Source organism: Candidatus Pelagibacter sp. HIMB1709, from assembly GCF_052047635.1.
GTDB lineage: Bacteria > Pseudomonadota > Alphaproteobacteria > Pelagibacterales > Pelagibacteraceae > Pelagibacter.
Window position 1 is genome coordinate 637454 of the sequence record NZ_JBNAJW010000001.1, and the last position, 21554, is coordinate 659007.

A 21554-nucleotide genomic window follows, 5' to 3' on the forward strand; every position below is an offset into this window, starting at 1 on the left:
ACAACCTCTTGAGTGTATTCCATAAATGGTCTATAAATTAGAACAAAACAAGAACATGAAACTAACAATCCCATATTATCTACATAAAGCAGGTGCTGGTTTTCCTTCTCCTGCAACAGATTATATCGAAGAAGATATCGATCTGAACATGCATTTAATAAGAAATGTTCCAGCAACTTTCATCATCAGAGTTCAAGGTAAATCAATGGTCGATGTTGGGATTAACGATGGAGATTTATTGGTCGTTGATAAAAGTTTAAAACCAAAAAACTTTTCAACCGTGATTGCAAATGTTCATGATGAGCTTGTGGTTAAAACTTTAGTTCAAGAAAGAGATAAAAAGTTTTTAACCTCTGGCTCTAAAGAATTTTCTGACAGAATTTTAATTAACGAAGAACAAGATGTTTTTATTTGGGGAGTAGTTACTTATGTCATCCACTCAGTATACTAAAAAAATAGCACTCGTTGACTGTAATTCTTTTTATGTTTCTTGTGAAAGATTATTCAATCCTAAAATAAGAAAAAAACCTGTTGTCGTTTTATCTAATAATGATGGCTGTATAATCTCAAGATCTAATGAAGCAAAAGCTTTAGGAATTAAAATGGGTGAACCTTATTTCAAAGCAAAAGATATTATTCTTAAAAACAAAGTTGAAGTTTTTTCATCAAACTATTCTTTATATGGAGATTTATCTAGGAGAGTAATGCGAACTCTTAAAAGATTTAATTCTGAAATAGAAGTTTATTCAATTGATGAGGCGTTTTTGGATTTATCGAACTTTAAAGATCAGGATGTAGAAAAAGTTGGAAAAGAAATTAGAGAAACTGTTTTGCAATGGACTGGAATTCCAACAAGTATTGGGATCGCAAAAACAAAAACATTAAGTAAAGTTGCAAATCATATTGCAAAGAAAAAACAATCTGGGGTGACAAGTTTAATTGGAATAGATAATCTAGATCCTATTTTAGAAAAAGTTGAAATCAATGATATCTGGGGAGTTGGAAGACAACTTACTAAATTTTATCAAAAGCATGGAATTTATAATGCTAAACAACTTAAAAATAAATCTAACACATGGATAAAAAAAAGTTCCAATGTTTTAAGCTCAAGAACTGCAATGGAACTTAGAGGAATTCCTTGTATTGACTTAGAAACAACCACAACAAAAAGAAAGAGCTGTGTTGTTTCAAGATCATTTGGAAAAAGAATTGAAACTTTTCAAGAATTAAAAGAAGCGGTTGCAAACTATTGCTTAAATGCTTCTGAAAAAATTAGATCAGAGTCTTTGGTTGCAAAAGCAATCACAGTATTTGTGAGAACAAGTCCTTTTCAAAGAAACTTTGGTTATTATTCAAATTCAAAGACAGTTGATTTTCCTATTGCAACAAACAACAGTATTGAAACAGTTAAAACTGCAGTTTCAATATTAGAAAGTATTTTCAAAAATGGTTACCGTTATCAAAAAGCAGGTGTAATGCTTACAGGTTTATCCAATGCCAGTGATAAAACAAATTTATTTACTTCTGAAAAAGATGAAAAGATAAATAGCTTAATGCGATCAATAGATAATACTAATCATCGATATGGAAGATCTACTTTAAGTGTTGCAAGTGCAGGCGTTCATAAAAAGTGGAATATGAGAAGGCAGTATTCTTCTAAAATCGATACAGCTGATTTCTTTTGTTTACCAACGATTAGAGCTTAATTTAAATTAAGAGTCTTTTTAGATCCGTCACTATAAGAGAACTCTACTTGATCTTTTGAAAGAGACTTAATCAATGTAAAACCATCATATTCAGCAATAAACTCATTTAATTTTTTTCGACTTTTCTTACTCATTTTTGCACCTGGAGCATTTACACCCACATCAATGATTATTTCTGCTCCATTTAAAAACGCATTTACCCAAGCTTTTACGGGAGGACCACAAGTCATTGCTTCTGTTAACCAAATAGGTTTATCAACATCCACACTTTTTAATAGTTCTGCAAATTCATCTACCCAAAGTTCTTTATCGCACTGTCCATCTGGACCACTTATGTGATGGATATTTGCTATATCAAAATGATCTTTGATTTCTGGTAAAACTGATTTCCAGTATTTTTTATTTTCACGAAACATACCTGCGGCTCCAGCCATAACAATTACTGCATCTGGTTGTTTTTCTTTTATTACTTTTGATGAAAAGTTAAAGATTTCAATAAAATCTTCCTTACTTCCTTTAAAGAACATTTTAAATTCTGGTTCATTCATCACATCCCAATATTTAATAGGTTTAGTTAATCCAGGCATATCATTTGAACCATCACCATCATAACGATCAACTAATTTTGTAAGAAAATTTTTATAATCATCCATCGAGCAAGGTTTACTTAAATATTTTGTAAAACGTTTACCAAAAGGACTTTTAGCTTTTTTTCTTTTGCAAGATTTTTGATCCCAGTTTGCATGAGGCCAAATCGTTGCTAAAATTGTTTGATTATGTTCTTGTGCATAGATAACATATTGATCTGCATCCACCCAAAAGAAATTTCCTTTTTCGCTTTCAATATGATTCCAAATAAATGGACCAGGATGAGGTCTAACCCATTGACCATCTTTACCTCTCATCTTTTCATCACGCATTTCTGTTAATTCACCAAACCTAGACTCTGCTAAAGAAAAATTATGAAAATTTAAAAATAATAAAATTATTATTAAAATTTTTTTCATTTATTCGATATTTCTTTCATAGATGTTTCATAAGCAGATTGTGGTATTCCATCTTTCCAAGGAAGATCAACATTATAATCATTAATTAAACAATCGTCAGGTAAACATTCAATTGGCGTGAAATCTCTATGAGCAATGTATTCTTTTCTTTTGTATCTTCTAATATGATTACTTACAGCACATAAACTTAAATAAACACTTATTCTATTAAATGGAGATAGATTGTTACTAGATGCATGTACTAAACAACTATGAAATAAGATCATAGATCCTGCAGGTCCTTTAGGGCTTACTATTCCTCCATTTAAACCACCAGCTCGGTCTACTAACTTAGTTATGATTTCATTATTGATAGTCCACAAAGGATAACTAGTTGTTGATGTATCGTGACCAGCATCAATAACACCTTTTTTGTGGCTACCAGGAATAAAGATCAAAGGTCCATTAAATTCTGTGACATCATTTAAAAATATAGCAACATTCATTGCTCTTGAGGTTGGCATTAAATCATCGTTAAACCATGTTCCATAATCCTGATGCCATTGCCAAACATCTCCTTCAAAAGCCATTTTTCCATTAATTTTAAATTGATGCATATAAAGTTTTTCTTTTAAAAGATCTTCGACAGGTTGGATCATTCGAGGATGTCTTGCAAGTTTTGCAAAAGGCTCACTATACATATGAGCTGCAAAATTTGTTCTTACTACATCAGTTCCTTTTTCTCTAAAATTATACTCAGCTCTAATTTTATATAGATCTGGAACAGCTGAATTTAGGTAACCAACTTCTTCTTTAGAAAATAAGTTTGGAAAAAAAAGATAACCTTCTTGGTCAAATTTATTTAGTTGTTCTTCTGTTAAGTGCATAATATTTTTTTCATAATTATTTTAAAAAATGGCAGTTGGCTTGAACAACAGTCCAAGATGCATCTCCAAATGGCATATGGCCAATATTCTGATAATTTGAAATAAATCCTTTTTGATAGGTATTCAAAGAAGAAATATTTTTAGACCATTCTTCTATTCTCTTTATATTTTCGTGATCTGGATATCGTGATGCATAAGCATATAGCCATCCCCAATTATTAGCGTTATTAATTACTAAATCTTGTCTCTTGTAATCCGTTGCAGGTCCTGGTGCGTGCATCTCTTTTGCATACTTAAATACAATTTCATTATTTTCAGCAAAATCTAAGAAAAACTTAACAAGGTTATGATAATTTTTTCCCTTAAAGTCTACATCCCAAATATTATAACCTTGGTTTTCAGCTATGATTGCAATTACCGCAAGAGCATTCATTGCCCTTCCTTGATAAAACATTGCTCTACCACCTCTTCTAACTTCAATTGGCAAACTTCCATCTTTTCTTTGAGATTTCATTGCAGCTTCAAAGTTTTTAAAAGCTCTTCTAAATATTTTGTGATCATTTAAGATAATTCCGAGTTCCATATAAGAAATTGCAGACGTTAAAGCATGATTATGTGCACTACTAGGTTTGCCTTTAGCTTTACCTTCACCTACTTTTTTATTGTACATAAGATTACCAGTTTTTTTTACTGTTTTTTTGAACCAATTTTTTATTATTTCATCTTCTTCTTCAGTAAAACTTATGACTTGTTTTGCAAAAGAATAAGCTGCAATAAAAGGATTATTGATATGAAGATTTATACTTAATGTGTCATTCATTCTAGAGGGTCCCTTCAAAGATTTAATTGCACCTTGTTTTGACCAATTGAGAAGGACCTCTTTTACTTTTTCACAAGCTTCCACATTTCCTGAACCACATGGCATGCTAAATTTTTCAAAAATTCCCCTAACTTCATTGTATCTATCATCTAATCCATAGTTTTTTGGAGCACCTACCTTAAACAAAGGTTCAATTTTATGATATTTTGGATTTCTTAAAGCTCTTTTTGAGCAAGATTTATAATTACTTTCATCTTTGATAGGAAAAATTATAACTGAATTTTTTACTTCTGCCTTTTTTTTAATGTCTTTAAAATTTGCAAATACATTTGTTGAAAAAAATGCAAAAAATAAAATAATTATTAATATTTTTTTTATCATAAAATTAAAAAATGATAAATTAATAAGCCTAATATTAAACCTTTAATAAAAGAAATCCAAATAATTGCATAATCTGAAAGATTAAGTTTTTTTTTCCACCAATTTATGTATCTTTTATGAAGCTCTATCAAACTGTTTTAAAAAGCTTATCGGATAAGTTGTCTAATTTATCATCCCAGAAGACATCTTTTTGTATACGTTTGAAATCTAGATCAAAGACAGTGGACATTGCCGAAGCATATATGGATCTTGCATCTACTGTTGCATTTAGATCTCTACCCTGGAATAATTCTTTTTTCTTTAAACCTGGCCAATCTGCATGAACTTCTGATTTTTTAATTAAACCTCCTGCCATTAAAACTGCAGTTCCGTATCCATGTTCTGTTCCATTTCCACCATTTTGCTTAATAGTTCTTCCAAATTCAGTTAATGTTAATATTAAAGTATCTTTAAAAGCAGATCCCATAGATGCTTTTAAGCCTCTTAATATTTGATCATACTCTCTTAAACAATCTGCGTGAGTTCCATGAACTCCTCCTTGAGCAGCATGTGTATCAAACTCTTCAACTTGAAAAACTGCAACTCTAGGTCCATTAGGATCAGAAAGTTGCTTACCTGCCTCTCTTGCTAAAGAACTATTATTATTTCCAGTGTAAGAATTAAACTTTCTTTTTCTAACCATAGATAATGTTGCGCTCAAATCACTCTCTGAATATTGCTCAAACTCTCCCTCAATAATATTTAAAATTCCTTTATTAGGTAAAGAGGATCTAATTGGATAATAATTGTCATTGAGTGGGACACCTCTTATTAGTAATGGCATTGGAAGTGAAAGTGCTAAACCATTTCCAGTTAAGCCTGCAAGCTTCATCCCTCTTCCAAGCCAACCTGTTTTGTCCTTATATGGAACTCTTCCACCAGTCATCATTAAGTTTTGGCCTTCAAAGTGAGATCTCTCCTTATAAGGTATACTGGTTGCATGAAACACTGATGCATTATTTTGATCCCATAAAGATTTAAAATTTTCTAATGCTGGATGTAAATCAAAATCAGAAGTTAATGCTAAAGTTTTATCTAAATTTATTTTACTTCTTAATTTTTGAAAATTTTTATCATCTTTTACAGGAACAGCACAAAGCCCATCCATTCCACCTTGTAGCATAATGACAACCAAATTTTTCTTATTTTGACTAGCAAAGGATGGTAGTCCGAACCCAGCAAAATACAAAGATGTCATTGCTGTAGTTTTTAAAAAATCTCTTCTATTTATTTTCATGCTCTTAAAAACTCCGGATGGTTAAATAACAATATTTGTTTTTCATAAAGTTTATTAGTTTTTTCAAGGTATTTTAATATTTTTTCAGGGTTATCAAAATTTTTGTTAACTATTTTTTCATAAAACTCTAAATTATTGTTTTCTGATTTTGTTAACTCATAAGTATCTTTTGCATATACTAATCTCCTAATTAAAAGTTCTGGAGAGATCCAATCAATTGCTAAATCAGAAAATCCATTTGGTTGTGCTGCTCTATAAGGATTGTGTCCTAAATCATTAAGTTTCCACTCTGGCTGTCTATATGTGCCTAGAGGTTTACTACCTAATTCATATAAATCCATGACTTTTGGTGATGGTGGCCATTTAAAATCTGACAATTTAGACATTTGAATAAACCAATTTTCTGGATTTTGAAATTTTTTGTATTGATCATTATATTCAAAAGCAACTTTGATTGCCGCTTTATGAACTTCAGGTAAAAAACCACCAGAGTCTTTAAAAGCTTTGATGATTGGTTTTTTCATTTCCTCAGTAGGTTCATCAGTGATTAAATGTCTACATAATTTTGTAGCAATAAAATCTCTACAGTTTGGATGATGAACCAAATCTTTGATTACTGCCGCTAATCCTTTTTTTCCACTTTTATAAGTTTTGCCAAATACAGTTTTTTTTCCGGGTTGATGAACTTCTCTTTCAAATTCAACTTTTTTAGTATCATCAGTAGATTTACTCCAACCAAGTCTCCAGCCAGTCATGATGTAAGCTAATTGAGTTATATCTTCTTGAGTATAACCAGCTGCTGGTGAAACAGTATGAAGTTCTAATAATTCTCTTGCATGATTTTCATTAATTGTTGCTGGTCTCTTTTTTTTTCTTCTCCACTCTGATTTTGCATCTTTACTTTTAGGACCTTCATTGTCACTATTATCTAAATTTCTTATCATTGCCCATGATGTAGTTGCATCATAAACCAACTTTTCAAAAGATTGATTTAAGTTCAACCTGATGCTTTCTCTTTGGTAAGGTCCAGTATGATAGTTTGGTAAAAAATCTTTATCAACAATTGCAAAATGATTTGCCCAAAAAAACCATAATTTTGCAAGCACTGGGGATTGACTTTGTAATGCCTCTGTATGTCTAATACTTATTTCAAGTGACTCCCAAAATCTTTGGCCAGTTTTATATCTTAGTAAATTTTTATTAGCTTTATAAAGATTTTTGTTATCCTTAAATTTTTTTCTGAGTTTCATCTCCTCAACACGCCATTCACGTGAATATTTTTCTCTCATTTCTTTTTCAGAATGAATTCTACCTTTCCATGCTAAGTCTGGGACATCATCTAGTTGTTTTAGAGCCCAATTAAGCGGGTCTGAAGGAACTTCTTCATTGGGTCCTATTCCAAAAGCAACTTTTCTAAAAAAATTTTTCATTAAACTTTAAAAAGCTTATCAGACAAGTTTTGCAATTTATCTCCAAAGAAAACTTCTTTTTCAATTCGGTTAAAATCAAGATCAAATACTGCAGACATAGCAGATGCATAAACTGATCTTGCATCAATAGTAGCATTTAAATCTCTTCCTTGATAAAGCTCTTTTCTCTTTAACCCAGGCCAATCAGAATAAACTTGGCTTTTCTTTAACAATCCACCAGCCATAAACAAAGCTGTACCATATCCATGTTCTGTACCATTTCCTCCATTTTGAGCTATAGTTCTTCCAAATTCCGTAACTGTTAAAATTACTGTATCTTTGTAAGAGTCCTCAAGATAAGCTTTCAAATATCGAATAATAGAATCCATTTCTTCAAGACATTTTGTATGAGTTCCATTTACTCCACCTTGGGCAGCATGAGTGTCAAAACCATTTACTTCAAATACTGCAACTCTTGGACCATTAGGTTTTGATAAATACTTTCCTGCTTGAACTGCAAGATTTCTATTTTTTCTTACATTAGAACCAAAACTTCCACCAACACCCATCGTTTGTTCATTTTTACGAACTTTTATAAAATTCATCATATCTAATAATTCTTCTTCAGATCTATCAGCATAAATTGATCTTAGAAGTTCAAGAGTTTCTTCTCTAGGCAATCTTCCATCAGCTGGATAAAAGTTATCATTTTTAGGAACACCTCTTAGTAAGAGTGGCATAGGTAAAGACAAAGCCAAACCGTCTCCTTTTAAATTAGCAAGTTTCATTCCTCTTCCAAGCCATCCTGTTTTTTCTTGATATGGAACTCTTCCTCCAGACTCCATTAAATTTTGACCTTCAAAATGTGATCGAGCTGTATAAGGTATGCTTGTAGCGTGAATAATAGATCCTGTATTTTCTTTCCAACAATCGTGAAAACCATCTAATCGTGGATGTAATGCAAAATCTGAATTAAGTTTTATAGGATTTTCTATTAAAATTTTTTTTCTTCTTTTTTCAAAATTTTTATCTCCGATAACTGGAACAGCTGTAAGACCATCCATTCCTCCTCGTAACATTATAACAACTAAATTTTTCTTTCTAGAAGTAGAGGCTAAAACTGGAAAATTAAATCCAGCTAAAAATAAAGAAGTTGCAGTTCCTTTTAAAAAATCTCTTCTTGATATTTTCATGCTTTTAATACCTCCGGTAAATTAAATAATATAATATGTTTTTCCTCATTTGTTTTAGCTTTAGACACAATTTTTAATATTTCTTCTGGATTATCAAAATTATTACTAATTATTTTTTCATGAATATCATCGCTTATTTGATCATCAACATTATATTTATGAAATGCAGTTTTGGCATACATTAATCTTCTAATAATCATTTCAGTAGACATCCAGTCTTTTTCTAAATCTGAGTATCCATTAGGTTGTTTTTGTCTATAAGGATGACATCCTAAATCTTCTAAAAACCAACGCTGCCAGCTAATTGCCCCAAATGGTTTCATACCTAATGGATGATTGTCAATTAATTTTTCTTTAGTTGGATATGAGTAAGTGGATCCTGACATATTAATGGTGGTTAGCCACCAATTTTCAGGATTTTGAAATTTTCTATATTTATCGTTATATTCAAATGCAACTTTTATTGCAGCTTTATGAACTTCAGGCAAAAATCCATCTGATTGTTCCCAAGCTTTTATAACTGGTGCAATCATTTCTGGTGTAGGTTCATCTGTAATTAAATATCTGCAAAGTTTTGTAGCTATAAATTCTCTACATGAAGGATGATTTACCAAATCTTTTATTGCAATAAGCAAACCTTTTTTTCCAGATTTATATTCTTTACCCAAAACATTTTTTTTACCAGGCTCATGTCTTTTACGGTCAAATCTTATATCGGCTCCATTATCTTTAGTTTGACTCCACTTAGGTCGCCAACCGGTCATTATTTTTGCAAGCTCAATTACATCTTCTTGTGAATAACCTGCTTTTGGAGAAATTGTATGAAGCTCCATTAATTCTCTTGCATGATTTTCATTAATTGTTGCAGGTTTTTTTTCTCTTCTTCTCCATTCTTCCCTTCCACTTTCTGACTTAGGACCAATATTGTCTTTATTATCTAAATGCATGATCATTGGCCAAGCTATAGTTGCTTCTGTTGCCATGGTTTCAAAATTTTTATCCATGTTAGCTCTTATGAAATCTCTTTGATAAGGTCCATTAGAAAAATGTGCCAAACTTTGTGTGTCGCTAATTGTAAAATGATTTGTCCAAAAATACCAAAGCTTAGCAAGAACTGGATTAGTTCCTCTTAATGCCTCAGAGTGCCTAATACATAATTCGTTAGCTGGCCAATAATCCATTCCAACATCATTAAAAAGTTGTCTTCTAGCTCTTTCAAAACCTTGAGGATCATTTTTAAATTTTTTTCTTAATTTTCTATCCTCGCCTATTCTCATTTTAATCCAATACTTTCTCATTTCTTTTTCAGAATAGATATGCTTTCCTTTCCAGCTAAATTCAGGGATTGTTTCAACTTGTTTTTGAGCCCAAACGAGTGGATCTGATGGCTCTTTCTCATCTGGTTTTAAACCAAATGCAACTTTTCTAAAAAAATTTTTCATGTATACAAAATACTTTATGAATTTAATTTTAATAAAGCAAATGATTATTAGACAGATATGCTATCAAATTTTAATATTAAATTAAGAAATTAAATTACTTTATTCTTTCTATATCGTGAATGTTTAATAAAGATGAATCAAATTCACTCTTATTCTCTCTTAATGCTAAACTGGAAATTGAATAAATCATGATTAATAACAAAACTAAAGGTAATGAGGTTGCAATTGACGCATTACTTTTGATTAATAAAATATAAAAAACAATAAATAAAGCTGAACGAATTAAGACTGTTTTTCTAAAAACACTGATTATTGATAATGAGTGTTTTAATAGTTTAAAGAAACTCATTTGAGATGGGCCGAAATATCTTTTACCCCTAATTGATGGAGAAGAAATTAAATCTTTTTCAATTTTTTTTAATGATCCAGAAAAACTATTCCAGGTTGCTTTTTCATCTAACATTTTTTTTACAGTTGCTTTTGAAAGACAGGTAAAATTTCCAAATTTAATTGATTTCCCAGTAAATGCTAAAGTTAAGAATTTGTGAAATTGGTAGCAAATTTTAAAAAAAATACCTTCTTCTCTTTTTATTCTTTCTCCAACAATTGATCTATCTCCAGCTTGTTTTGATAGTTCTACAAATTTTTTAATTTCTACCGGTCTATCTTCACCATCACCATCCATTGGAATTATAAAATCATATTCTTTCTTCTCATGAATATATTTTAAACCTGAAGCAATACACCTTGCATGTCCTCTATTTTGTTTCATATTTATTATTTCAATTGAATGAATGTTTTCAATATTAGGATATTCATCAATGATTTGTTGCGAAGAGGCATCATTAATAACAACTATAGATATTTCAGAATTTAAATCTTTTATTTCTTGATTTATGTTTTCAATTAATAACTTTAATGACTCGCGGTCATTGTAAATTGGAATTAAAATTACATATTTCATAAATTATCTTGATCCAACACATACACTATCAAGACACATATAATCTTTCAATTCATCAAGCTTAATTCTTTCTGTTTTACCTGCCCATTTTGGTCTAGATTTGAGATGATAAGATAAATTTCCAGCATTCCATTCATCTCCTAAAACAACATTGATTGTTGAATTAAACTGTTGATCCCAAGCATATTGAGTTTTGATTGCAATTTCTTTTCCTGGATAATCTGTTCTCTTGTCATCTTTTGAAACTGAAACATAAGCGTAAAAAATAGGTGATAAAAAGAAAAAGAATAAAAATCCAACAATAAATGGTTTTAATTTTTTTAAATTTATTTGTGATTGAAATAAATAAACAACCAATGTTCCAAGAAATAAATAAAACGGGGTCATCCACATTGTTCTGATTTTTGATCCTGTTATCAATGAGGTTAAAAACATTAGAGCAATTGGTAAAATATTAACTGCTAACAAAAATAATAGATTTTTGTCTTTAAAATTAATTTTAAATTTAAGTTTTTTAACTAATAAAAATGTTAAAATTATAAATGGAATTAATATTACTATTTGTTTTCCTGTAAATAAAAGTGGATATTTAATATGATCAATTAAACTTGATTGTTCTAAACCTGTTCTTGCTAATCCATAAGTTATAGTTATGAATTCATTGTTACTTAACCAAATTAAATGGGGAACTAAAGCAACTAAAAATACCTCAATTGAAATTAAATACTTAAAATCAAACTTTCTCTCTTTTTTAATAATTAAATAAATGAATAAAAATGTAATGGAAACTAATAAATACAGAAATAAATATTTTGATAAAAAACCTAAAGCTCCAAACAGACCAACTAAAAAACAATCCCAAAACTTAATATTTTTTCCAATGTAAATTCTCCAAGAATAATAAGCTGTTAAAGACCAAAAGGGTAATTGGCATACATTTACGTTAAACTCAGGTGTGGTAAAATTATAAAAATAAATAGTTTCAATTAATAAAACTGAAATTAAACCAAGCAATCTACTCTTTAGTAGCTCTTGGGAAAACTTGAATACATAATAAAATGAAATAATTACAAAAATTTGGCTAAGTAAATAATAAGCCCAGTCTTGTGGACCAAAAATTTGAAAAAATACTTCTGAAAAAAAAGCACTCATTGGAGGATGCTTATTGAAACCCCAGTCTAAATTACTTCCCCAAGCTAAAGCCTCTATTGTATCTAAAGGCAAATTATGATTTGTAACAGTTGGAATCAAAGTCCAGAAAATTAGATGGGATGTAACAAAAATATAAAAAAGATTATCTATATTTTTGTTATTAATGCTCATTATATAAATATTTATAACAATTCAGCTTGCTTGACACCACTATTTTGCTGAATATACTCCGGCAATTCAAAATTAAGCAATGCCTAAAACTACTAAAGCAAAGAAAAAAGTTTCTAAACCAAAAACTAAAGTTGCAAGTAAGCCAAAGAAAACTCAAGCTTCAACGGCTAAAAAAACTACTATAAAAATTTCAAAAACTTACGTTCCAAAAGAAACTGAAAAATATATGTGTGAAAAACATAAAGTCTATTTCAGAATGAAATTAAATGAATGGAAAAAAGAATTAATTAAAGCAAATAATGAAGCTCTTTATAATGGTGCTATGGATGATAATAATATTTCTGCAGATATTGTAGACCAAGCAAACTCATATATTGATAGCAATGTAGAAATGAAAGCAATTAATAGACAAATAAAATTAATTTCTGAAATTGATAAAGCTTTAAGAAGAATAATGGATGATACTTATGGTTATTGCTTGGATACAGCGGAACCAATTGGATTAAAAAGATTAATGGCAAGACCTGTTGCTAAATACACAATTGCTGCACAAGAAAAGCATGAAAAAGATGAAAAAGTTCATGCAGATGATTAATTAAATTTTTGGAATTTTAGCCTCTTTATCCATAAACGCGTATCCTTTTACTACTGCCTCACGGTTTGCAATTTCTAAATACCATCTAGATAAATTTTCATAATTTTTTAAGCCAATATCATGCCATTCATGCCTTGCAAGCCATGGCCAAGTTGCAATATCAGCAATTGTATAATTATCTCCAGCTAAAAATTTAGAAACTTTTAATCTTGCTTCTAATTCTCCATAAATTCTTTTTACAATTTTAAAATATCTTTCCTCTCCAAATTCACTTTTTCCAGGATTATAATGATGAAACTGGTGATGCTGACCAATCATTGGGCCGATAGTTCCCATTTGAGCCATCAACCATTGATTAATCACTAATCGATCTTTTTCATCATAAAATTTTCCACTTTTTTCACCTAAGTACATCAATATTGCACCAGACTCGAAGATACTTTTATTATTTTCATGGTCTGTGATTACAGGAATTTTTCCAAATGGGCTTAACTTTATAAAATCAGGATTAAATTGTTCGTCTTTTCCTAAATCAATTTTAGTTACTTTATACTCATAACCAATCTCTTCCAGCATAATACCTATTTTCCATCCATTAGGAGTATTGGCAGAAAAAAGTTCGATCATTTTTTTACACCAAGTCGCTCTTGTGCAGCTTTTGAAGTGGTAGTGAACTCAAATCTTAATTTTTCATCAGGTCTTGCATATTTAAAACAACCTCTTGCAGCTAATGCCCCTTCATGAAAGCCAGACAGAATTAATTTTAATTTACCTGGGTAAGAACAAATGTCTCCGATTGCAAATATACCCTCAACATTTGTCTCAAAGTTTTCAGTGTTTACTTCGACTGTTTTTTTATTGATATTTAATCCCCAATTTAAAATAGGACCTAGTTGCATAATTAAACCAAAGAAACCAAGTACAAAATCAGATTGTAATTCTTTTATTTTTCCATCATCATGTTTTATTTTAACAGAATTAATTTGATTATCCCCACTTACAGCATCCATTTGATATTTGGTGTACAAATTTAATTTTCCTTGGTCATTTAATTTTTTTACTTTTTGAACACTAGACTCAGCTCCACTAAATCCATCACGTCTATGAATTAAATTTACTTTTGATGTGTTTGATAATTCTATAGCCCAATCTAAAGCTGAGTCTCCTCCACCAAAAATTGAAATGGTTTTGTCTTTAAAAATTGTTTTGTCTTTTATTGAGTAAAATAAAGAAGATCCTTCAAATTTTTCACATTCTTTTACTGGAAACTTTCTAGGTTCGAATGATCCAACGCCTCCAGCAATAATAATTGCTGCTACATCAAATTCTTGACCATTACTAGTTTTGACATGCCAACGATTTTCAACTTTTTTAAGTTCCTCTACTCTTTCATTTAAATGAAATTTTACATTAAAAGGTTTAATTTGTTGTAAGAGATTATTTGTTAACTCTTCGCCAGTACATTCTGGAATAGCTGGAATATCATAAATTGGTTTATCTGGATAAAGTTCGATACACTGTCCACCTGCTTTATCAAGATTGTCTACGATTTCACATTGAAGTCCAATAATCCCAAGTTGATGAGCACAAAATAAACCTGTAGGACCAGCTCCAATAATTAGTACATCTGTTTTATTCATTTAAGCTTGCTTTTCTGGAATGGTCACTTCCAATCCATCCAATTCATCTGAAACAATCAATTGGCAACTTAATCTACTATTTTTACTAGGCTCATATGCCATATCCAACATATCTTCTTCGCCATCTTCTTTAGTTGGAAGTTTATCCAACCAATCTTCTTTGACATACACATGACAAGTAGCACATGCCATCCCACCTCCACAATCAGCATCAATACCTGGAATATCGTTTTGAACAGCACCTTCCATCACTGTTAATCCGTTTTGAACATCAATGGTGTGAGTTTTATTATCGTGTGTGTGGTAAGTAATTTTTGCCATGCGTTATATATAGGTTCTTATCTAAATTGAGCAAGTAAGTAAAAACATACTTGGTCAGTTTTATGCATTTTGTGGCTCTGGTACTTCCTTTTTAAAAAAATAGCTAGAGTCTTCTGTTTGTTTCATTATAGCTGGTAAAATTTCTTTGTAGGCATCAATCAAACCATCATTCGTTTTTGGTAATTGATCTTTAATATGGTGATGAAGTTTATCTAAGTTATAAGATGGAACAGTTGGAAACATATGATGTGATACATGATATTCCATTTTCCAATATAAAAAGCTTAAAATAGGATTTAAATACATTTCTCTTGTTGTGTACCTATGATCTTTAATATTTCTTGCTAAACCCGCATGTTGAGTAAAAGAAACAAGTTTGTGTAAAGTTCTTCCATAAAATTTTGGTAATAAAAAAAACAAAACTGGTAACCAAGACAATGTAATTAAAGACCACAAAATAATTGCAATCCAAATTGCAACAAAAATTCTAGAATTAAAAATAACTTTTGATTGAGCGTTTTCAGGAATGCATTCTTGCATTACTTTTGTTTTTACTCCCAATGCATGTTGAATAATTTCGTAAGCTATGCTTTTTTTAAAATAAATAAGTTCCATAAAAGGAATTAAATTCATTAATAAATTTTTTGGAGTTTCTTTTAAATTATTTCCATATTCAATTTCATGATCAAATGGATTTTCTGTTGAATATGTATTTCCATGATGAACGAAGTGTGTGTATCTCCATCTTAATGGTTCAAAATTAGAAAGGTAAGAAGAGATATAGTAAAAAAATTCATTTAAAGATTTTGATTGAAAGGCAGTTTTATGACCTGTCTCATGCCACAATGGATTTGAAAAACCATAAATGTTTCCATAAACCAAAAACCAAAAAGCAGACCACCAAGTACCCCAAGTTATATATGCCAAGGTTCCTGTTATTAATAACAATCCAAAAAAAACTGAAACATGTTGAAGACCTTTGATGTCTGATTTTTTTGAAAGCTCTTTAAGAACCTCTATATCAACTTTACATCGATGCCATTTTTCTAATTTTACGTCCATTACAAAAATTATGTATAATAATTATACATAATTTTACAAAAGGCAAAAAAAAAGGGCAAGTACAAATTTGTACCTGCCCTTTTTAAAATTTTAAGTAAAACTATTACTTGGCTCTACCAGGTTGTTGCATAGCTGCTGCCCAAATGATCAGACCGAAAGCGATCTTGTTCAAGAAGTCAGCTGCGTTGTAAATCACGTTTAGTGAGTTAGCATCTACACCACCTGTTAGGTAACCAAAAATGTAACCTAATGGGTAAATCGCCCAACCTACTGTAACGATCATTCTCATTGCACCAAAAGCAGTTACAAGTGCTTTGTTACCACTTTTCGCTGCTCTCTTACCTGCTTCACCAGAGAATACTTCATATAAGATGTATACCCAACCAGCCATACCGATTATGAAACCAAGTGTAGCGTTGATGTATCCAGCTTCTCCTAAGTATCCACCTACTAGCATTACTAATGTACCAATCATTAGTCTCCAGAAAATTCCAGAGTCTGATTTGTTTACTGCTGATAGAACAAAATAGAATTCTAACATCAATAATGGCACTGTAATTAACCAGTCAATGTATCTGTAAACTGTTGGTGAGTCACCTGTAGCAATCCATACATCTCTCATGTACATGTAGTGTACGAATGCAATACCAGTTACTAGACCAGCAACAGTCATTGAAACTCTCCATCCAGCTGGAACTGAGCTTCTCTCTAGGAAAAAGAATACAGTAGCAGCTAAACAAGCCATAGATACTAACCAAAACGAAATACCTACGAAATCGTCTTGAGCCAGCATAGCTGTTTCAGCGTTTGCAACACCAGTTACACCCATAAGAGCAACAACTGTAAGAGCAAACAATTTAAGTTTTTTCATAAAAAACTCCCTCTTCGTTAGTTTTTATTTTTTAGTTTATATAAACTAGACTTAAGTAACCCTAAGCCAAAGTTGGGGGTCTAATAGCAAATTAAATTAGATTAATGAAGACTTAATTGTGATTAATTTGCATTGATTTTACTTAATTTTTAAAATTAAATACAATTTATAAGTTAAAAACCAAAAATATATTAAAAATCGAATCAAATTAGAATGTCAGAAAAATTTCAAAATATTTATGAAAATTCTATAAATAATCCTGAAAAATTTTGGCAAGAAGCAAGTGAAAACATTTTTTGGTTTAAAAAACCAACAAAAATTTTAAACAAATCTAACCCTCCCTTCTACAAATGGTTTGAAGATGGAGTAACTAATACATGTTACAATGCTTTAGACATTCATATTGATCAAGGAAGAGGGCAAAAAACTGCTTTAATCTATGCTAGTCCTATTACAGGTAATAAAGCTAAGTTCACTTATGAGGAACTTAGAGCAAAAGTATCAAAGTTTGCAGGAGCTTTAAAACAACAAGGTGTAATCAAGGGCGACAGAGTAATCATTTATATGCCAATGATACCAGAAGCAGTAATTGCAATGCTTGCTTGTGCAAGAATTGGAGCAATACACTCAGTAGTGTTTGGTGGATTTGCTTCAAATGAACTTGCAAGCAGAATAGACGACAGTAAAGCAAAACTGCTAGTCACTGCTTCATGTGGTTTTGAACCTGGAAGGACAGTTGAATACAAACCTTTGGTAGATGAAGCGATAAAAATAGCAAATCATAAAATTGAAAAGATGATTTTGTTTCAAAGATCAGGAAATGAAGTAAATTTAAATGAACCAACAGAAATTAGTTGGGATGAAGCTATATCAAATGCATCTGATGCTGATTGTGTTGAGATGAATTCAAATGATTTTGCATATATTCTTTATACTTCAGGAACAACTGGAACTCCAAAGGGTATAGTTAGAGATACTGGGGGCCATATCGTTGCCCTCAAATGGACTATGAAAAATATTTACAATATTGATACTGATGATATTTGGTGGTCTGCAAGTGATATTGGTTGGATTGTTGGTCACTCTTATATTGTTTATGCTCCATTATTTAAGGGATGCACTACAGTTTTATTTGAAGGTAAACCAGTTGGAACTCCAGATGCTGGTGCTTTTTGGAAAATCATCTCAGATTATAAAGTAAAATCATTGTTCACTGCACCAACTGCATTCAGAGCTATAAAGAAAGAAGATCCTGATGGTAAATTTTTCTCAAAATACGACTTATCTAGTTTTGAAAGCCTCTTTCTTGCTGGGGAAAGAGCAGATCCAGATACTATCAAGTGGGCTGAAAATTTATTGAAAGTCCCAGTTATTGATCATTGGTGGCAAACTGAAACCAGTTGGGCAATTAGCTCAAATTGCACAGGAATTGAAATGATGAAAACGAAATATGGTTCTGCTTGCAAAGCTGTTCCTGGATATGATGTAAAAATCATTAAACCTGATCAATCATTAGCTAAGCCAAATGAAATGGGAGATATTGTAGTAAAACTACCTTTGCCTCCTGGAACATTCCCTACTCTTTGGAATGCAGATCAAAGATATAAAGAAAACTATATGACTAATTATGAAGGTTATTATCAAACTTATGATGCAGGTCACATAGATGATGATGGTTATATCTGGATAATGTCTAGAACTGATGACATTATTAATGTTGCAGGTCACAGATTATCAACTGGCGCAATTGAAGAAGTTTTGTCTGAAAATCAATCTGTTGCTGAGTGTGCTGTTTTAGGAATTGCAGATAAACTTAAAGGTCAATTACCAATTGGTTTAGTAGTTTTAAAGTCTGGTGTTGAAAAAGATAATAAAACTATTTCAAAAGAGTGTGTGCAAATGGTTAGAGATAAAATTGGTCCTGTTGCAGCATTTAAAACTGTAATAGTAATTAAAAGATTACCCAAAACTAGATCAGGAAAAATTTTAAGAGGAACAATTAGAAAAATTGCTGATAATGTTGAATATAAAGTTCCTCCAACAATAGATGATCCAGTAATTTTAGATGAAATTAAAGAAAACTTAGTTCAAAATGGAATAATAAAATAATGTTAAAAACATATTTAATTTTAATTGCCGCTACAATATTTGAAGTTTCAGGAACAATGCTTTTGCCTGTTACAAAAGGTTTTACAAAGCCATTACCAACAGGAGCTTTAATATTTTTTTATGTTTGTGCATTTTTTTGTCTATCAATTGTAGTAACTAAACTTCCACTAGCGGTAGTTTATGCAACCTGGTGTGGCTTAGGAATTTTTACAATTGCTATACTAGGATATATTTTTTATGGACAGTCTTTAAGCTGGCAAGTTATCTTGGGGATGTTCTTAATTGTATTGGGTTTAACGCTTGTAAATCTTTATTCTTCTAAAACAATTAACTAAACTGCAAAGGAGTTCCTTCAGGATCTCCTAAAATTTTACCATCTTGCATTTTAATTTTTCCTGCAATGATAGTATGCGTTGGTGTTCCTTTAAATTTAAATCCATTAAATGGTGACCATTTACATTTACTCTCAATATTTTCATTTTTAATTTCAATTGTTTTATTCATGTCTACAATTGTAAAATCAGCATCATAACCCTCTTTGATAAACCCTTTGTTTTTAATTCCAAATATTTTTACAGGATTTTCACAAACAAAATTCATCAACTGATTTAAAGTTAATTTTCCATCATTAATATGATTTAACATTACAGGCATTAAAGTTTGAACACCTGGCATTCCCGAAGGAGTATTAGGATATTCTTTATCTTTATTTTCTTTTAAATGAGGAGCATGGTCTGATCCAATAGTATCGTTAAAATTGTTTCTAACTCCGTACCATAATCTATCATAATGAGACTTATCTCTTAATGGTGGGTTCATTTGAGCATAAGTTCCAAGCTTGTCATAACAATCTGGTGCATAAAGTGTTAAATGTTGAGGTGTTATCTCAAAGGTAATGTTGCCTTTATGCTGAGAAAGAAAATCTATTTCATCTTTTGTTGTAATATGAAGAACATGAGCTTTTTTTTTATGTTTTTCGGCAATTCTAACTATTCTTCTAGTTGATGCTATTGCACACTCAGCACTTCGCCATACTGGATGAGTATGAACATCTCCCTCTTTAATTAATTTTTTATTAATTTTTAATATTGCTTCGTCTTCTGAATGGACTGCAACAACTTTTGAAGCATTTCGAAAAACTTTATCTATATCATCTTCTTCGGCAACAAGTAAATTACCTGTGGAAGATCCAGCAAAAAGTTTAATTCCACAACATCCCTCTAAATTTTTTAAACTAGCTAAATCATCTGCATTATCAGCAGTAGCACCAAAGTAAAAAGCGTAATTGCAATACATTCTATTTTTAGCAAGATCTAGTTTTCTTTGAAATTCTTTCAGATTTGAAGTTGGTGGATTTGTATTTGGCATCTCAAAAACACTTGTAATCCCTCCAGCAATTGCTGCTCTACTTCCTGAGTGAAGATCTTCAGTATCTGTTGATCCGGGTTCTCTAAAGTGTGTTTGTGTGTCTATACAACCTGGCAAAACAGTTTGGCCTTCTGAATTAATTGTCTCTTTTGCTTCATCAGAAATTTGACCGATCTGATGAATTTTTCCATCTTTTATTGCAACATCAACATTTTTTAATTCACCATTGATGTAACATTGTCCATTTTTGATTATAAGATCTAACATTTGAAGAAAAAGTTATTATATTAAAAATAACAATTAATCAAATATGAATATCAAAAACGTTTACATTTTAGAAGATAGATCAATTCTTTATATAAACGGAGATGACGCAAAAGATTTTCTGCAAAATCTTATAAGCAACGACATAAATAAAGTAAGCGAGGTTGATAGTTGTTTTGCATCTTTGCTAACTCCACAAGGAAAATTTTTATATGAATTTATTATTATAAAACATAAATCAGGTTATCTCTTAGATTGTGAAAAGTATCAAGCAGATGGATTATTCAACCAGTTGTCTCTATATAAGCTAAGATCAAAAGTTGAAATACTTAATTTAAGTAATGAATTTGTTGTGGCAGCTTTTTCTAATGAAAAATTTTTAAAATTTGATGATGCAAAAGATCAAGCAGGATTTACAATTAAATATAGAGAAGATCCTATTCTTTTAGACCCAAGAAATAAACAATTGGGAGCAAGATTAATTATTAATTTAGAAAAACTTTATTTATCTTTAAAAAAACTTGATCTTCATGATTCAAATGTAAACGAATACTATTCTCTAAGTCATAAGCTAGGAATAGTTCCGAAAGATTTGAATAAATTACAAAATAAATTATTTGGTATTGAATGTAATTTTGAAGAACTAAATGGAATTGATTTTAAAAAAGGTTGTTATGTAGGCCAAGAAAATACAGCTAGAATTAAATTAAAAAATAAACTTTCAAAAAGATTGATGCCTATTAAAATTATTGAAGGAAAATTAAATAAAGGGGAAGGTATCTTTAATAATGAAAATGAAATAGGAAAAGTGTTGATAGATAATGATTACCCTTTTGCTTTAATAAAATATTTAGATGAAAACTTTGATGAAAAAGTAAATTTTAAAACTAAAGAAGCAACAATAACTGTTAAAAAACCTTATTGGATCAATTAAAAT

At 30.5% G+C, this 21554-nt stretch carries 21 protein-coding genes; 6 read left to right on the forward strand and 15 right to left on the reverse strand.

From position 1 onward, the window contains the following. Positions 1 to 55 precede the first annotated feature (55 nt). Together ACTTAR_RS03535 and ACTTAR_RS03540 are read left to right on the forward strand one after the other, a co-directional pair. Complete coding sequence (locus ACTTAR_RS03535; RefSeq protein WP_075506508.1) at positions 56 to 451, forward strand: LexA family protein; 396 nt, start codon at positions 56 to 58, stop codon at positions 449 to 451. Then, complete coding sequence (locus ACTTAR_RS03540; RefSeq protein WP_440697727.1) at positions 429 to 1706, forward strand: Y-family DNA polymerase; 1278 nt, start codon at positions 429 to 431, stop codon at positions 1704 to 1706. Before ACTTAR_RS03535 ends, ACTTAR_RS03540 begins: the two co-directional genes overlap by 23 nt. On the opposite strand, the gene ACTTAR_RS03545 is transcribed toward ACTTAR_RS03540, so the two are convergent. The 9 genes from ACTTAR_RS03545 to ACTTAR_RS03585 form a co-directional block, all read right to left on the reverse strand. Beyond that, positions 1703 to 2713 (reverse strand): hypothetical protein, encoded by a 1011-nt coding sequence (locus ACTTAR_RS03545; protein WP_440697728.1) that lies wholly within the window; start codon positions 2711 to 2713, stop codon positions 1703 to 1705. The genes ACTTAR_RS03540 and ACTTAR_RS03545 overlap by 4 nt on opposite strands. Continuing rightward, on the reverse strand, positions 2710 to 3579 hold the full coding sequence (locus ACTTAR_RS03550) for a phytanoyl-CoA dioxygenase family protein (protein WP_440697729.1): 870 nt from the start codon (positions 3577 to 3579) through the stop codon (positions 2710 to 2712). The genes ACTTAR_RS03545 and ACTTAR_RS03550 overlap by 4 nt, the downstream gene beginning before the upstream one ends. A gap of 16 nt (positions 3580 to 3595) precedes the next feature. Then, positions 3596 to 4780, reverse strand: a complete 1185-nt coding sequence (locus ACTTAR_RS03555; RefSeq protein WP_440697730.1) for an alginate lyase family protein — start codon at positions 4778 to 4780, stop codon at positions 3596 to 3598. 127 nt (positions 4781 to 4907) lie between these two features. Further along, the gene (locus ACTTAR_RS03560) at positions 4908 to 6056 is read right to left on the reverse strand and encodes a DUF1501 domain-containing protein (RefSeq protein ID WP_440697731.1); all 1149 of its coding nucleotides are present in this window, start codon (positions 6054 to 6056) and stop codon (positions 4908 to 4910) included. After that, positions 6053 to 7486: a DUF1800 family protein gene (locus ACTTAR_RS03565; protein WP_440697732.1), complete on the reverse strand. Its 1434-nt coding sequence runs from the start codon at positions 7484 to 7486 to the stop codon at positions 6053 to 6055. Before ACTTAR_RS03565 ends, ACTTAR_RS03560 begins: the two co-directional genes overlap by 4 nt. Continuing rightward, entirely contained in the window at positions 7486 to 8658 is a 1173-nt protein-coding gene (locus tag ACTTAR_RS03570) for a DUF1501 domain-containing protein (protein WP_440697733.1), read from the reverse strand. Before ACTTAR_RS03570 ends, ACTTAR_RS03565 begins: the two co-directional genes overlap by 1 nt. After that, entirely contained in the window at positions 8655 to 10100 is a 1446-nt protein-coding gene (locus ACTTAR_RS03575) for a DUF1800 family protein (RefSeq protein WP_440697734.1), read from the reverse strand. Before ACTTAR_RS03575 ends, ACTTAR_RS03570 begins: the two co-directional genes overlap by 4 nt. Positions 10101 to 10194: 94 nt before the next feature. Further along, positions 10195 to 11064: a glycosyltransferase gene (locus tag ACTTAR_RS03580; protein ID WP_440697735.1), complete on the reverse strand. Its 870-nt coding sequence runs from the start codon at positions 11062 to 11064 to the stop codon at positions 10195 to 10197. Between the two features lie 3 nt (positions 11065 to 11067). Beyond that, entirely contained in the window at positions 11068 to 12387 is a 1320-nt protein-coding gene (locus tag ACTTAR_RS03585) for a glycosyltransferase family 39 protein (protein ID WP_440697736.1), read from the reverse strand. 79 nt (positions 12388 to 12466) lie between these two features. On the opposite strand from ACTTAR_RS03585, the gene ACTTAR_RS03590 reads away from it, so the two are divergent. Further along, the gene (locus ACTTAR_RS03590; protein ID WP_440697737.1) at positions 12467 to 12982 is read left to right on the forward strand and encodes a TraR/DksA family transcriptional regulator; all 516 of its coding nucleotides are present in this window, start codon (positions 12467 to 12469) and stop codon (positions 12980 to 12982) included. Here the strand turns inward: ACTTAR_RS03590 and ACTTAR_RS03595 are convergent, their stop codons facing one another. From ACTTAR_RS03595 to ACTTAR_RS03615, 5 genes are all read right to left on the reverse strand, one after another. After that, positions 12983 to 13609, reverse strand: a complete 627-nt coding sequence (locus tag ACTTAR_RS03595; RefSeq protein ID WP_440697738.1) for a glutathione S-transferase family protein — start codon at positions 13607 to 13609, stop codon at positions 12983 to 12985. Beyond that, positions 13606 to 14622 (reverse strand): NAD(P)/FAD-dependent oxidoreductase, encoded by a 1017-nt coding sequence (locus tag ACTTAR_RS03600; RefSeq protein ID WP_440697739.1) that lies wholly within the window; start codon positions 14620 to 14622, stop codon positions 13606 to 13608. The genes ACTTAR_RS03595 and ACTTAR_RS03600 overlap by 4 nt, the downstream gene beginning before the upstream one ends. Next, complete coding sequence (locus tag ACTTAR_RS03605) at positions 14623 to 14943, reverse strand: 2Fe-2S iron-sulfur cluster-binding protein (RefSeq protein WP_440697740.1); 321 nt, start codon at positions 14941 to 14943, stop codon at positions 14623 to 14625. A 60-nt stretch (positions 14944 to 15003) separates the two neighbouring features. Beyond that, positions 15004 to 16005, reverse strand: a complete 1002-nt coding sequence (locus ACTTAR_RS03610; RefSeq protein WP_440697741.1) for a fatty acid desaturase — start codon at positions 16003 to 16005, stop codon at positions 15004 to 15006. A 103-nt stretch (positions 16006 to 16108) separates the two neighbouring features. Next, a complete protein-coding gene (locus ACTTAR_RS03615; protein ID WP_440613895.1) occupies positions 16109 to 16876 on the reverse strand; it encodes a bacteriorhodopsin-like in 768 nt (255 codons plus the stop codon). A 213-nt stretch (positions 16877 to 17089) separates the two neighbouring features. On the opposite strand from ACTTAR_RS03615, the gene ACTTAR_RS03620 reads away from it, so the two are divergent. Together ACTTAR_RS03620 and ACTTAR_RS03625 are read left to right on the forward strand one after the other, a co-directional pair. After that, entirely contained in the window at positions 17090 to 18985 is a 1896-nt protein-coding gene (locus ACTTAR_RS03620) for a propionyl-CoA synthetase (RefSeq protein ID WP_440697742.1), read from the forward strand. Next, positions 18985 to 19320: a DMT family transporter gene (locus ACTTAR_RS03625; RefSeq protein ID WP_440697743.1), complete on the forward strand. Its 336-nt coding sequence runs from the start codon at positions 18985 to 18987 to the stop codon at positions 19318 to 19320. The genes ACTTAR_RS03620 and ACTTAR_RS03625 overlap by 1 nt, the downstream gene beginning before the upstream one ends. On the opposite strand, the gene ACTTAR_RS03630 is transcribed toward ACTTAR_RS03625, so the two are convergent. Next, positions 19313 to 20620: a dihydroorotase gene (locus tag ACTTAR_RS03630; RefSeq protein ID WP_440697744.1), complete on the reverse strand. Its 1308-nt coding sequence runs from the start codon at positions 20618 to 20620 to the stop codon at positions 19313 to 19315. The two genes, ACTTAR_RS03625 and ACTTAR_RS03630, sit on opposite strands and share 8 nt — an antisense overlap. 43 nt (positions 20621 to 20663) lie before the next feature. Between ACTTAR_RS03630 and ygfZ the strand changes: the two genes are divergently transcribed. Then, complete coding sequence (gene ygfZ / locus ACTTAR_RS03635) at positions 20664 to 21551, forward strand: CAF17-like 4Fe-4S cluster assembly/insertion protein YgfZ (protein WP_440697745.1); 888 nt, start codon at positions 20664 to 20666, stop codon at positions 21549 to 21551. The last annotated feature ends 3 nt before the right edge of the window (positions 21552 to 21554 follow it).

Bases quoted from the DNA above. Each gene is read 5' to 3' on its own strand.
- ACTTAR_RS03535 (WP_075506508.1), top strand. From the start codon at position 56: ATGAAACTAACAATCCCATATTATCTACATAAAGCAGGTGCTGGTTTT.
- ACTTAR_RS03540 (WP_440697727.1), top strand. From the start codon at position 429: ATGTCATCCACTCAGTATACTAAAAAAATAGCACTCGTTGACTGTAAT.
- ACTTAR_RS03545 (WP_440697728.1), bottom strand. From the start codon at position 2,713: ATGAAAAAAATTTTAATAATAATTTTATTATTTTTAAATTTTCATAAT.
- ACTTAR_RS03550 (WP_440697729.1), bottom strand. From the start codon at position 3,579: ATGCACTTAACAGAAGAACAACTAAATAAATTTGACCAAGAAGGTTAT.
- ACTTAR_RS03555 (WP_440697730.1), bottom strand. From the start codon at position 4,780: ATGATAAAAAAAATATTAATAATTATTTTATTTTTTGCATTTTTTTCA.
- ACTTAR_RS03560 (WP_440697731.1), bottom strand. From the start codon at position 6,056: ATGAAAATAAATAGAAGAGATTTTTTAAAAACTACAGCAATGACATCT.
- ACTTAR_RS03565 (WP_440697732.1), bottom strand. From the start codon at position 7,486: ATGAAAAATTTTTTTAGAAAAGTTGCTTTTGGAATAGGACCCAATGAA.
- ACTTAR_RS03570 (WP_440697733.1), bottom strand. From the start codon at position 8,658: ATGAAAATATCAAGAAGAGATTTTTTAAAAGGAACTGCAACTTCTTTA.
- ACTTAR_RS03575 (WP_440697734.1), bottom strand. From the start codon at position 10,100: ATGAAAAATTTTTTTAGAAAAGTTGCATTTGGTTTAAAACCAGATGAG.
- ACTTAR_RS03580 (WP_440697735.1), bottom strand. From the start codon at position 11,064: ATGAAATATGTAATTTTAATTCCAATTTACAATGACCGCGAGTCATTA.
- ACTTAR_RS03585 (WP_440697736.1), bottom strand. From the start codon at position 12,387: ATGAGCATTAATAACAAAAATATAGATAATCTTTTTTATATTTTTGTT.
- ACTTAR_RS03590 (WP_440697737.1), top strand. From the start codon at position 12,467: ATGCCTAAAACTACTAAAGCAAAGAAAAAAGTTTCTAAACCAAAAACT.
- ACTTAR_RS03595 (WP_440697738.1), bottom strand. From the start codon at position 13,609: ATGATCGAACTTTTTTCTGCCAATACTCCTAATGGATGGAAAATAGGT.
- ACTTAR_RS03600 (WP_440697739.1), bottom strand. From the start codon at position 14,622: ATGAATAAAACAGATGTACTAATTATTGGAGCTGGTCCTACAGGTTTA.
- ACTTAR_RS03605 (WP_440697740.1), bottom strand. From the start codon at position 14,943: ATGGCAAAAATTACTTACCACACACACGATAATAAAACTCACACCATT.
- ACTTAR_RS03610 (WP_440697741.1), bottom strand. From the start codon at position 16,005: ATGGACGTAAAATTAGAAAAATGGCATCGATGTAAAGTTGATATAGAG.
- ACTTAR_RS03615 (WP_440613895.1), bottom strand. From the start codon at position 16,876: ATGAAAAAACTTAAATTGTTTGCTCTTACAGTTGTTGCTCTTATGGGT.
- ACTTAR_RS03620 (WP_440697742.1), top strand. From the start codon at position 17,090: ATGTCAGAAAAATTTCAAAATATTTATGAAAATTCTATAAATAATCCT.
- ACTTAR_RS03625 (WP_440697743.1), top strand. From the start codon at position 18,985: ATGTTAAAAACATATTTAATTTTAATTGCCGCTACAATATTTGAAGTT.
- ACTTAR_RS03630 (WP_440697744.1), bottom strand. From the start codon at position 20,620: ATGTTAGATCTTATAATCAAAAATGGACAATGTTACATCAATGGTGAA.
- ygfZ (WP_440697745.1), top strand. From the start codon at position 20,664: ATGAATATCAAAAACGTTTACATTTTAGAAGATAGATCAATTCTTTAT.